We start from the raw sequence: 12640 nt of genomic DNA, 5'->3' as shown, positions 1-12640 counted from the left end.
ACCAGCGCGCAGTAAATGACGAGTAAGGCGATAAATACTCTTAAGTTATTTTTATCAATTAAATCGAAACAATAAAAGGTTATAGGTACCGTTGAGTTTTAATTGGTGAGCTATAGAATAAACAAAATATAACGATGTTAGTTATATCTATTATCTATGGTTCGTTTCAGAGATATATCAAGATGTGTTGATTTATTATGTATCACGCCCGATATTGGTGAGTGTAATAGAGCGTGATTGCCAGATTTTAATAGAACGTTATTGAGCTAAATCAGCAACAAATGTTTGTTTATATTGAGTGCTGGTTTGTAGCTCCTTTTTGATCCACTGATTAAACAAGCTAAAATCAGAATGTATTTGCCAGAAGAGGGATGCAATAACTCGTTTACCAAAAAAGTCAGGGTGATCTGTAATAACCTTAAGCTTATGTTCTTTGATGTTACCTTCGATGAGAAACCCTGGCAGAAAGGCGATGCCTTTTTGAGCTTTACATAAATCGATGATGGTTCCTAAATCATCCAGTCGCCATAGGTTATATGCTGCGATGTTTGACAAGTTAAGTAGCTCTTCACAACCATCCATTAATAGAACTCGCTGTGATGGTGCTTGGGACTTTAAGGTTACTAAGTCTTCATGAGCCACCCACCAACAGTTAACGTGGAATAGTTCCTCGATGTTGAAGTCGTAATTTGTCTTGTGATACGGGTTACCTAGCGCTAGGTCTATCTTCCCTTCGTTTATATAGTTACCTAACACGAAGCTGGGTTTCGTCACGACAAGTAGGTCAACATTCGGGAATGCTTCTGAGAATGCTAGTAGTGTCTTCTTTACGTTTTTATTGAACACTAATGGATCGATACCCACTCGGTAAACTATCTGGTCAGATATATTCATCTGTTGGGCAACGGTTATTAATTCCCGATATTTTGACACCACGGGTAAAGATAATTGGAATAGGCGTTCCCCTTTCTCTGTTAACCAGACTTTAGAGTGCTCTCTATTAAATACATTGAAACCTAAGTCTGACTCAAGATTTTGGACAGCAGTGCTAACTGTTGACTGTGATTTTCCAAGCTTGCGTGCAGCAGAGCTAAATGAACCTTCTTCAACTACTGCTATGAACGAAACAATATTTTCGAAATGTAGTTTCATGATTCGACTAACCTTTTGACACAAAGAAGTTATATTTATTATTGTTTGTTGATTCGAAGAACAATAGCGTGATGATAATTGTATTTCAACAGGTTTTATAATGAGTAATAAAGTTTGGTAAATTTCAAAGGGGATTATAGCTAAAGGTTATATAAGATTTATATAAGATTTATATAAGTAAAAAGATTGAGCTATATCTTACTTTTTAAAGTTTATAAATTTAAATTAATATAGTTAATGGACAGTGTTTTTTATTGTAACTCTTTGTTGAGTAAGGGTTTGTTGTATTTTTGTTTAATTTTAATCTTTTTGTTTTGATCAATTTTTGCTCTATCTATTGATAAAGTCGATAGGGGGTATTTTCCCCTGAGTGGGTGGGATAATTATAATGGCGACGAATTTTCAATAGCCCTTATAGGAACAAATAATGATTACTAAGCTATACGTGAAAACAAGCATGTTTATATCACAATTCAAGAACGATGAGCGCGGCGTAACTGCGATTGAATATGGTCTTATTGCTGTTGCAATGGCTGTGTTAGTGACTACAGCGGTAGGTGCTGATGGCTTCATAGGCAAGCTAGAAGGTGCTTTTGAAGATGTAGCTACGGCTATTGATACTGCTAGCAGCTAGCATCAAGCCTTATTGGCTAGTGTAGAAGATATCGAGAGATATTCATGCCAGACCTGTGTTTACATTGGTCTGGCTTGGTTAATTTACGATGTAAAATAAGTTTTGTTTTAACCAAACTTAGGTGGTATTTCCAATTTTTAGTCATGAATTGTATTTAGTGACTTTGGCAATATTGAGTATATATGTGTCGGCTACTGATTTTCTCTATCGTAAGATACAAAATTACGCCTTGCTCGTACTACTCTTCTTGCAGTGTTTCATATCCCCATTAGATATCCAAATTATGAGTTTTTTACTGATGTTAGGTGGAGGGCTTATTCTTTATAAGCTGATTTGGATTGGAGCGGGTGATATTAAATACGCCGTTATTTTGTCACTTGTCATCCCTGTTAATGACTTGTTATTGGCGTATATTCTGACGGCTTTTGCTGGTGGTATTTTAGCACTTACTTATCTAATAAGTAAAAAATTAATAAGAGGGAATGCCCATAACCAAGAGGGTATTCCATATGGAATAGCAATTAGCATTGGATTTTACTTAGTAATTTTAACTCAATCTACGCCACATATATGAACCTCCAAAAAATGAGCACATTATGAGATCCCGACTGGTATTACTTGTGGCCATTGCTGCCTTAATCGTGGGTGCGCTAGGCGTTATCGACCTGTTCAAGAGTGAGCCCCAACCGAAAGTGGCGGCTGAAGTGGTCGTTGAAAAAAATGAAGAACATGTTGCGGTGTGGATGACCACCAAAACCTACGAAAAAGGGCGTGCGATCGATGCACAAGGGGTCGTCAAGAAACAGATTCCTTTGAGTGAAGCATTAACACTGGGTGTTAGAGAAGACGCTCAAATCAGCTTTGCACCTTCCACTTTGTTAAATCGAAACCTTAACGCCAGTGAGGTGGTAATGCCTGAATATCAAGTGACACCAGGACAGCCAGGATATGTCGATCTTTTGATAACGGAAGGCATGACGCTATACCCACTTAAAGTCAGTGACAAAAACCTAATCAACGATTACATCCGACCGGGTTCGTATATCGATATCCTCACAGTGAGTTCTCCTAATGCCAATTTGGCTGGAAATATCGATAAGCCAAAGCGCTTTCGAGGGGTGAAGGCCTCGATGTTTCTTAAAAATGTCAAAGTTCTCAACATCGGAAATGACGAAACTGGTGACAGTTCAATTACCGCTCGAGCGCCGAGCAAAGAGGACGGTTTGACTACGGTGGTCATCGAAGTTAAGCCTGATGAATTACCAAAACTCGCGCTAGCACAACGCACAATGCACATCGAAATTTATCGAAGCCAAACCTATACGCAACCTGAGGTCGTGGAGGTACGCAACATTATCGATAACTATACCGGTATTGCTGAGCTACGTGGCAATGAGAATAACTCTAGAGAGGCGTTGTAATGATGATCCATCATCGAATCAAGCAAGCACTGCGTGTTTCCATCTTAGCACCGCTGATTGGCTTACTTTTTATAACAAACAGTTTTGCTGCCGATCGCTCCATTACGCTCAACGATGGTCAGCACATCAAATTCAACAGCTCGATTGGCCAAGTGTTCATTAATAACCCTGATATCGTTGACTACAAGGTAATCAATGACAACACCCTAGTCGTGTTCGCCAATGGTATTGGGCAGTCACGCCTGATCGTCTACGGAATTGACGACGAGGTATTGCTATCCGATCGCATCATTGTTGATTTGAATCTGACGGATATTAGGCGTCAACTCAGATTTCATTTCCCTGATGCCAAGGTCAAGGTTCAATCAGTGGGAGAGCAAGTCGCGGTTAGTGGCCTTGTGGATTCGGAAGCAACTCGTGACGACATCTATCGTTTAGTTGCTACTCTGCTAGGACGAGAAAAGACCGAGAAGTGGGATAAAACTGAGAAGCTAGAGTTTAAATCCGACAACTCTGATTATGAAGAGCCGGAAAGCATGGTCTTTGCCCGCAATATGACATGGGAAGGGATCATCGAACGTATTGAAGTCGCGACCACCCAGCAGGTGAACGTCAAAATATCGGTGGCTCAAGTAACAGAATCTTTTGGTCAAACCGTTGGAGTCGATTGGAGCTCAGTGGGCTCGAGTGTTGGCGAGTTTGTTTTCGACCAGTTCGATGCAGCTAACCTAAGTACATTAATCACTGCGTTAGGTAACGATCAGATTGCAGAAGTTTTGGCTGAGCCTAACTTAACCGTGTTATCTGGTGAATCTGCAAGTTTCCTTGTGGGTGGTGAAGTACCCGTTATCGTTTCTACCAGCAGTAACGTGAACATTTCATTCAAAGAGTTCGGCATCAAACTCGACCTTACTGCCAAAGTGCTGAGCCAAGATAAGATCCGCATGCAGTTAGCGCCGGAAGTGAGCGAAGTTGAGGGCTATGTCGAAGCTGCAGGAATCAAAGTCCCACAATTGGCTTCACGACGTGCCATGACAACCGTTGAACTGGCCGATGGCGACAGTTTCGTTCTTGGTGGCTTGATGAGCAGTGCTGACTTGGAAAAAATGCAAAAAATCCCTTTTGTTGGCGATATTCCAGTACTTGGTGCTGCATTCCGAAAAGCAACCACAGAAAGAAAGCGCACTGAATTGATCATTGTTGCGACCGTGAACCTTGTGGAACCGATGAAACCGAAAGACATTCAACTGCCTTACATCAAGAAGACCTCTACATTAGCGCGTTGGCTCAATGTCAAATGGGATGGCAAGGCGGTGACGTCTTCTGATGCAACGATTCGTTTGTTGTCGCAAGGAGGGTTTATCCAATGAAGAAATTATTATTGATGGCGTTATTTACCTCTTCACTTTTGGGCTGCGCCTCGGAGCAATACTTTGTCGGGCATGGTTCTGAAGCCTTGGTGTACAAAGAGCATCACAGCTTTGAGTTTGCGATGAAAAACCGTGGCGAAACGGCCAAGCAGCTTAAAGGGTTAATTCAAGATATTGAATCCATGGACAAAGAAGCTACGTATATCGTGGATTACAAATCAATTCGTAGCAAAGCGATGTTGCAAGATATTTTCAAGCAATATCCATCGCATGTTATCGCACCACAAAGAGTGGTGTACCGAAGTGCTCAGCTGTTGCCTAGCGACTTAAATATCCAGGTGACGCTAACACGTTTGAAGACTCAAGAATGCACGCCAGCACAGATCCATGTTCGTTTGAGGCAGCCAGACTGTTTTGCTGAGTCGATGCGCTTGAAGCAAGTGGCCTACAAATCAAGATTGGTAGGAGAACAATAATGTTTGACCTGACGAAAGCATTAACAACAAAGGCCAAGCCAACTCCGACAGCAACAACAGGCGTTGCCGGGTGTACTTTGTTCTATCAATCTCAAGAGTGTTTAGACCTTGTTCAAGAAGTATTCCGTTTTGAAGGGTGGAGTGATCCTGCATGCGTCAAAGCCAAAGCGGGCTTGACCAAACTAACAGAACAACAGAGTAGTCATATCGTTATTCTGGAACTTAATGAATCAACCAATGTTGTTGAAGATGCTAAATCTTTTGCTAGCAAACTGCCTACACACAAAGGGGTCGTGGTGATTGGCAAAGAGGACGCCATTTCTACGCTGCGTTCGCTCAAAGACATGGGTTTTTACTACGTTTTCTGGCCGGTGAACAAGCAGGAGTTTGCGGACTTCTTAACTCACGTGAGCAAGAACCTTAAGACTTTCTCTGGTGTGAGCCAAAAACGTAAAGCTAAGCGAGTAGCGATTGTCGGCGCTAAAGGTGGCGTAGGTGCGTCGTTTATCACTACTGAGTTGGGTTCACTGTTGTCGACTCAAGGCTCGGACACGATTCTTGTCGACCATCAATATGCCGATACCAATATTGACGTTTTGCTTGGGCTAAAAGACTTTAAGCCGAGAACCATTGATGAGTTTACTGCGCCATTGCATGAAATGGATGAAGAAGGAGCGCTGAGTTACTTAATTAACGCTCGCAAGAATTTACGTCTGTTGGCGATTGATGGCGACATGAGTCAAACCGATGTTCTTAATTACAACCAAACTTTGTGTGAGTTGTTAGCGCGTAACGCTAACTTCATTATTGAAGACTTTTCAGGTGGTGTGGATTTCAAAGTTGAACCTCAACTCTTGGTAGAAAACTTTGATGTGGTGGTACTGGTTTTAGATGCGTCGGTGTCTTCGGTAAGAAGTGCGAAGCGATTGTTTGAGAAAGTGTCCAACTTACAGCTTTCGTTATCGTCGCGTACACGTGTGATTACCGTGGTGAACTACCATCGACCGGAAAACGCTTACGTTTTACAAAAGCCCGATCTGACTAAGTATTTAGGCGCAGAGGTTGATCTCGAAGTCGACTACTGCAAAGCGTTGGCACACATCATCATCGATGGCAAACGAGGCCATAAGCATGACCGCCACATTAGCCGCTCGATGGAGCAGCTAGTGAAGCTGATTAATGGCCAACCTATGGATCAGAAGGGCATGAATTCTTGGTTGAAAAAGGTGCGTGCTAAATGAGTTCTAACAAAGACTTATACCTCGCGTTTCGTGGCCAAATATTTGAAGCCCTAGATGCAGAAGCGGTTCAGAAAATGAGCCGCCGAGACCTTGAATCTCAGATACAAGCAGCGGTTGATCTACTCGCTAATAGCTACCAAAGACCGATCACTTCGATGATGAAGTCAGGTTTGGTGAAAAGCTTAATCGATGAACTGTTTGGTTTGGGGCCTTTGCAGCCTTTGGTCGAAGATCAGTCTATCTCAGACATCATGGTGAACGGGCCCAACAACATCTTTTTCGAACGACACGGCAAGGTTAAAAAGTCCGAGGTCTCGTTTGTGAATGAAGAGCAGTTGCTAGCCATAGCAAAGCGTATTGCTTCACGTGTTGGAAGACGAGTGGATGAGCTTTCTCCAACAGTCGATGCCAGGCTTGAAGATGGCAGCCGTGTGAATATTGTGATTCCGCCGATTTCACTGGATGGCACATCGATTTCTATTCGTAAGTTTAGAGAGCAGCAGATTGGCTTCGAAGATTTGATTGGCTTTGGTTCGATGTCTCCAGATATGGCGCGAGTGTTGATGATCGCTTCTCGCTGCCGCATCAATGTATTGATTTCTGGTGGCACAGGCTCAGGGAAAACCACGTTGCTCAACGCGCTGTCTCAATACATTGCTGAAGACGAACGTATCGTGACGATTGAAGATGCGGCTGAACTGCGCCTGCAACAACCCAACTTGGTCCGACTAGAAACGCGCACCTCAAGTGTTGAGCAAACCGGAGCAGTAACGCAGCGTGAGTTGGTTATCAACGCGCTTCGTATGCGTCCAGACCGCATTATTCTGGGCGAGTGTCGTGGCTCTGAAGCGTTTGAAATGCTGCAAGCCATGAATACGGGGCACGATGGCTCGATGTCTACGTTGCACGCCAACACGCCGCGCGATGCGATTGCCCGTGTTGAATCCATGGTGATGATGGCGAACTTGAATCAGCCTCTAGATGCGATTCGAAGAACGATCGTGAGTGCCGTTCAGATGATTGTCCAAGTCAACAGATTGCGCGATGGGTCTCGTAAGATCACGAGCATCTCTGAAATCGTGGGTCTTGAAGGCGAGAGCGTAGTGATGGAAGAGATTTATCGCTTTCGTTATGACGATGCGCATTACGGAGAAACTGTTAAAGGCGAATTCGTCACCGACGGCATTATGCAACGATCTGAGCTTGTGAAAAAAGCGCAATTTTTCGGGCTCTATGATGAGCTCATCGCCGCGTTTAAGGGGGCATAGCATGCTTTGGATTTCATTAATCCTATTTGCGTTTGTGCTGCTTTTGATCCGAGATTCAAAGGTCAAAAAGGTCTACCAATTTTTCAATATCGAAGAAGCAGAAGCTGAAAACTTTAATGCGATTAACGTGAAGTCATTGGTACGCAAGCAAGGCTGGCAAAAGTTCAAAGATTCCATCTCACCAACATTAATGGTGTTGGGCCCGAGATCGTCGTTGTACATCGCCTTATATATAACGGGCAGCCTTATCGCGTCTTGGTACATCGTTACTGATCTACTATCAATCACAAATTCTTGGTTGGTACTGGGTTCGTCTTTGATGTTGACCGTTTTCGGCTATCGTTTTCTGGTAACAAGAAGGCGTCGAGACTTTGAGAATACGTTCCCTGACGCGTTGAATATTCTAATGAGTGCCGTCACCGCGGGTGACAGCTTAATGCAAGCCATCAGTTATGTCGGCGATGTCATGCACAACCCAATTGGCCGCGAGTTTAAGCTAATGGGAGAGCGACTGAAGTTAGGCGAATCTCCCGAAGTTGTACTTCAACGATCGTGTAAAAATTACCCGTACCCAGAGTTTCTGTTCTTTACCGTGACGATCAGGGCGAATATTGCTCGAGGTGGGCAACTCAAGGGGGTGTTAGCGCGGTTAATTAGAGTGCTGGTCGATTCTAGAACACTAGAGAAAAAGAAAATGGCGATGACTTCGGAAGCTCGAATCTCCGCCAAAATCGTTGCCGCCATTCCTCTGATTTTTATGATTATTCTTAATTACGTTAACCCTGAGAATGTGGATTTTGTTCTCTATGACCCAGAGGGAAGGATCGTATTGTTTTACGTACTGGGTAGTGAGCTTTTCGGCTTGTTCATTGTTTGGCTATTAGTCAGAGGGGTACGCGCATGATGTTACTGGCTTCCCTTATTGTGTTGTTTTTTTCGCTACTCTTTTTGATTATCGACTCTATTCGTAAAGAGCAACGACATAAGAAAGTTGCGCTCTATATTGGAGACAACTCGGCTCGTGCTCCTTCTCGCGTTAACCGTTTTTTCGTTCGTTTTGGTAAAGAACATCGCCATGAACTCGAGCAAAAAATGATCGAGGCGGGTTATTACAACACCGAGTGGGCGAAATTCTATTTCCCTGCCAAGTTACTGGTATTGGCGTTGGTTTCTGGGTTGGTGCTCTTGGGGGATATGACATCAACCAACAAACTGGTCGTAGTCATTTTCGCGCTGATTGGCGTCATTGTCGTTCCAGATACCTTGTTGCAAATGCGACGTAAGATGTTAATCAGCAGAACCTCAGCTCAACTGCCTTATCTGCTCGATATGATGTCCGTATGTGTGCAAACCGGTATGACGATTGAAGCTGCATTGGTCTATTTGGGAAAAGAGTTGGCTGAATTTGACTCAGACCTTTGTTACCAAATTAAACGCACATCGGACTCGGCGAAAATACACGGACTGGAAAAGGCGCTCAATGATCTGAGTGAACGCATCCCGACGCCGCCAGTACGCAGCTTTGTGCTGACTATCATCCAAAACCTGCAATACGGAACATCCGTGGCGAGTGTGTTAAGTGACCTTGCTGAAGACATGCGAAAAGTGCAAATTCTTACCGTCGAGGAGAAGGTGGGTAAGCTTTCTGCGAAGATGAGTGTGCCTTTGATTCTCTTCATTATGTTTCCGATCGTTATCTTGATTCTCGCACCGAGCATCATGCAAATGACATTGAACATATAGGGAGTTACAAGTGATTGGAAAACGTATCTGTCTCGTTGGCCTAGCGCTTAGTGTATTGGTGGGCTGTCAATCGGCACCGTCACAACAAGACTTGCAGCTTGCCGACGTCACTAGTATGGAAAAAGTGAATAACTATGACGGCCTCATTAGCTATTACAAGTCTGAGTTAGCACAAGGCTCGGAAGACCCAGAGGTAAAAGAGAAACTGGCTTGGGCATATTTCCATAAAGGGGATATCGAGTCGGCTGACTTCTATGTTCAACACTTGCAAAAAGAGGGGTTTGAGAATCCCAACTTGTATCAGTTAGAAGGGCAAGTGTTTGATGCAAAAAATGACGTTGAAAGTGCGATTGCTGCGTATGTAACTTCTATAGAAGCGGGAAACATAACAGGCCAGATTCACGTCTTACTCGGCGTGTCATATACCAAAGTTGGAAGATTCGATGAAGCGTACCAAGAGCTTAATCGAGCTCGTTTACGAGGTTATGACGATGTCGTTGTTAAGAACAACATTGCGATGATTCAAATGGCCAATGGTGAGTACCAGCAGGCGATCGAGACGTTAGCTCCGATTTTAAAAGAAGAGCCAGCAAATAAGATCGTCAAAGCAAATCTTGCTATCGCGTTGATGAAAACCCAGCAAATTGACTCAGCCAAAAAGTTACTTAAAGGCGATTTCTCAGCAGAAGAGATAAAGAGCATTGCCACTGAATTAACTCAGCTAGGGGTTAACGATGAAGCGTCTTGATATGCAGAAAGGAGTGACGGCGATTGAGTTTGTGTTGGGTGCACTTGTTCTGTTTTTCGCCACCTTTGCGATTTTCGAATCGAGTTACCAGATCTATGTCGTGAACATGGCCGAGTATTCGCTTAGAGAAACCATCAGGAATACCAAAATCTATGAAGGCAAAGGGATCAACGAACAGTACGAGAACAAGTTCAGGTCATTAATCGAAGACGATGACAATCTATGGAGTTTCTTAATAGATAGCTCACGGTTTTCTATTGCAGGACAGTACTTCAAAACCTATGACGATTTTATCGCGAACAGGGGGCACTCTGATCAAGGCTTGAACTTCAATTACGATTTAGCTGAAATTACAGTGACTTATCGTTACACACCCGTGATTAAACTTACTGGCACCGCAGATAGAGATATTTCACGCACCATGGTTTTGAACTTAGAGCATGAGGGGTGGAAAGATGATGCTCCGTAAGAAATGTGTGCTTTCCAAAAGGTACCAACAAGGCTCGTACACCATTGAGCTAGTTTTTATTCTTGTGGCCTTATGGGGCGTTTATCTGTTTGGGGCAGACTTGAGCTATCAATTACTCGCGCGTGCCAAGCTTGATCGATCCAGCTTTGCCTTAGTCAATGTCATCAAAGAGCGTACTCGTTATTTTGAAGCCGATGTGTTGGCAGGAAAGAACTTAGCCGTGACAAGCGCAGAACTACTAGACATGACGAAAGTAGCAAGTCGAATGCTCAATACACCAGTAGATAGTGTGGCGATCAAGATTGAGTCGTTGACCAATAAAACGGATGTTGCTGAGTTCACATCCAGCAAATATAGAAGTTTAAATTGCCAAACGGATTCGATTCTCGCGCATGCAGATCTGGCTCCGGTAGAGAAGGGCGTTGTTTACCCTCTGTACCGTATCAGCCTTTGTGAAGAGCAAAGTTCTTGGTTCAAACCCTTCTTCAATGGTGGCACCAGTACCACGGTTAAGATTGGCTCTTCTTCAATAATGCCAGGGAGATAATGAAATGAAAATGCAGTATGGGCGTCATATCAATCGCCAGCATATCAGTCTCCAAAGACAACAAGGGGTTGCCGCGGTGTGGATGGGCTTATTGCTTGTTCCAATCATGGGCATGACCTTTTGGGCGGTTGAAGGCACACGTTATGTTCAAGAGACCAGCCGATTAAGAGATTCAGCAGAGGCGGCGGCCATAGCGGTGACCATTGAAGATCAACCGGAACAGGCTCGTGGATTGGCGACCAAGTATGTCGAAAACTATGTTCGAGACATCAAATCAACCAACCTTTCTGCAGACCGGTTCCACCAAGCGGAAGACGAGGGCACAGGGGTTCTTGAATACATTCAATACACAGTGAATGCCAAGACGACACATGACTCATGGTTCGCAAGCAGCTTTATCCCATCGTTTGATCAGCAGCAAGATTTGGCGGGGCGTTCGTTAGCTCGAAAGTACCCGGTTTACTTGGGTGATAATAACATCGACATTGTGTTCGTGTCGGACTTTTCCGGTTCAATGAATGAAAAGTGGGGTTCAAGTCGACACATAAAAATCGATGATTTGAAAACCGCCATCGACGAAATATCCGGCAAAATTCTTTGCACATCGATTGACCAAGATTATGTCGATGGCGAGTGGAAATACGTTTGTGATGAGCCGGGAGAGGATACAACCGGAGACAAGCTGCTTAATCGAGTAGGTTTTGTGCCTTTTAACGTTAGAACGAGGGAAATCGTCTCGGGCAATAGAGCCAACGCGACAAGCCAATTGAGCTATAAAGATAACTATAAAACGAACGTATCGCCTTATTCTTACAACGATGTTAACTGGGATTACTGGCGTACGTATTCGCAAGACTATGTGCTTAGATGTGCTGGTCGCGAGTCACGTTGTCCAAATCCAAAATCGGATAATCGAAAGTACGCTAAACGTATTAAAGATGTGATTAATCAAGATAATTACCGAGTTGCTGACGTATACAACTATGTAGATTTATCGACATCAGTGTCGACGATGTTTACGGACAAGTCGGGGTTACAGCCTGATTTCTATGGAGTGAGTGGAACTCGTCTATTTAACGCGCATGGTTCTTCCGATTCATCGCAGTTTTCCAACATTCGCTTATCGAACAAGCTTTCAGACTTGAATCCGATTAATTCGATGTGGGCAGATGGGGGAACCGCGGCCTTTCAAGGCATTTTGAGAGGTTCTCAAGTTCTACATGACGGTGATCCGAACAGCGCCGACCAAGAAGAACAGCAAGCTTACAACAAAAAAATCAAGATGCTACTGATTTTGAGTGACGGGCAGGAAAGCCCTAATAACGGCATCCTCAAAGGACTCGTCGATACAGGTATGTGTGACAAAGCAAGAGAGGAGATACCTGGCTTATACATAGGTGTCATTGGTATTGATTTTCGAGCGTCTCAACAAAGTGGTTTTCAAGATTGTGTTGTGGATTCCAATGAAGACATCATCGATGTATCTAACCTCGATGAATTGATTGAAAAGATAGAAGAACTCATCCGTAAAGGCTCAAAAACAAGCGGAATAACTAAGTTGTACTAGAGGA

14 protein-coding genes are annotated in these 12640 nt (G+C 43.6%); 13 read left to right on the top strand and 1 reads right to left on the bottom strand.

Features of this window, described 5'->3' with window-relative positions; genetic code table 11:
* Positions 1-258 precede the first annotated feature (258 nt).
* Complete coding sequence (locus tag ATB74_RS09250; RefSeq protein ID WP_061018122.1) at positions 259-1152, bottom strand: LysR family transcriptional regulator; 894 nt, start codon at positions 1150-1152, stop codon at positions 259-261.
* Positions 1153-1579: 427 nt separating this feature from the next.
* Between ATB74_RS09250 and ATB74_RS09245 the strand changes: the two genes are divergently transcribed.
* From ATB74_RS09245 to ATB74_RS09185, 13 genes are all read left to right on the top strand, one after another.
* Positions 1580-1786 (top strand): Flp family type IVb pilin, encoded by a 207-nt coding sequence (locus ATB74_RS09245; protein ID WP_061018120.1) that lies wholly within the window; start codon positions 1580-1582, stop codon positions 1784-1786.
* 148 nt (positions 1787-1934) lie between these two features.
* The gene (locus ATB74_RS09240) at positions 1935-2360 is read left to right on the top strand and encodes a prepilin peptidase (RefSeq protein WP_061018118.1); all 426 of its coding nucleotides are present in this window, start codon (positions 1935-1937) and stop codon (positions 2358-2360) included.
* Positions 2361-2382: 22 nt separating this feature from the next.
* A complete protein-coding gene (cpaB, locus tag ATB74_RS09235; RefSeq protein ID WP_061018116.1) occupies positions 2383-3207 on the top strand; it encodes a Flp pilus assembly protein CpaB in 825 nt (274 codons plus the stop codon).
* On the top strand, positions 3207-4577 hold the full coding sequence (locus tag ATB74_RS09230) for a type II and III secretion system protein family protein (protein ID WP_061018114.1): 1371 nt from the start codon (positions 3207-3209) through the stop codon (positions 4575-4577). The genes cpaB and ATB74_RS09230 overlap by 1 nt, the downstream gene beginning before the upstream one ends.
* Entirely contained in the window at positions 4574-5053 is a 480-nt protein-coding gene (locus tag ATB74_RS09225) for a hypothetical protein (RefSeq protein ID WP_061018112.1), read from the top strand. The genes ATB74_RS09230 and ATB74_RS09225 overlap by 4 nt, the downstream gene beginning before the upstream one ends.
* Complete coding sequence (locus tag ATB74_RS09220) at positions 5053-6294, top strand: AAA family ATPase (RefSeq protein WP_061018110.1); 1242 nt, start codon at positions 5053-5055, stop codon at positions 6292-6294. Before ATB74_RS09225 ends, ATB74_RS09220 begins: the two co-directional genes overlap by 1 nt.
* Positions 6291-7562: a CpaF family protein gene (locus ATB74_RS09215; protein WP_061018108.1), complete on the top strand. Its 1272-nt coding sequence runs from the start codon at positions 6291-6293 to the stop codon at positions 7560-7562. The genes ATB74_RS09220 and ATB74_RS09215 overlap by 4 nt, the downstream gene beginning before the upstream one ends.
* 1 nt (position 7563) lies before the next feature.
* Positions 7564-8466 carry a type II secretion system F family protein gene (locus ATB74_RS09210; protein WP_061018105.1) on the top strand — a complete coding sequence of 301 codons (903 nt, stop codon included), beginning with the start codon at positions 7564-7566 and terminating at the stop codon, positions 8464-8466.
* On the top strand, positions 8463-9305 hold the full coding sequence (locus tag ATB74_RS09205; RefSeq protein WP_048611302.1) for a type II secretion system F family protein: 843 nt from the start codon (positions 8463-8465) through the stop codon (positions 9303-9305). Before ATB74_RS09210 ends, ATB74_RS09205 begins: the two co-directional genes overlap by 4 nt.
* Before the next feature lie 10 nt (positions 9306-9315).
* Positions 9316-10053: a tetratricopeptide repeat protein gene (locus ATB74_RS09200; protein WP_061018103.1), complete on the top strand. Its 738-nt coding sequence runs from the start codon at positions 9316-9318 to the stop codon at positions 10051-10053.
* Complete coding sequence (locus ATB74_RS09195; protein ID WP_061018101.1) at positions 10040-10522, top strand: TadE family protein; 483 nt, start codon at positions 10040-10042, stop codon at positions 10520-10522. The genes ATB74_RS09200 and ATB74_RS09195 overlap by 14 nt, the downstream gene beginning before the upstream one ends.
* Positions 10512-11069, top strand: a complete 558-nt coding sequence (tadF, locus tag ATB74_RS09190; RefSeq protein ID WP_061018099.1) for a tight adherence pilus pseudopilin TadF — start codon at positions 10512-10514, stop codon at positions 11067-11069. Before ATB74_RS09195 ends, tadF begins: the two co-directional genes overlap by 11 nt.
* A 10-nt stretch (positions 11070-11079) precedes the next feature.
* Positions 11080-12636, top strand: coding sequence for a TadE/TadG family type IV pilus assembly protein (locus tag ATB74_RS09185; RefSeq protein WP_155645137.1), 1557 nt, complete (start codon positions 11080-11082; stop codon positions 12634-12636).
* The last annotated feature ends 4 nt before the right edge of the window (positions 12637-12640 follow it).

The organism is Vibrio splendidus (genome assembly GCF_001557875.1).
GTDB lineage: Bacteria > Pseudomonadota > Gammaproteobacteria > Enterobacterales > Vibrionaceae > Vibrio > Vibrio splendidus_F.
This window is presented reverse-complemented; position numbering and strand designations above follow the sequence as displayed.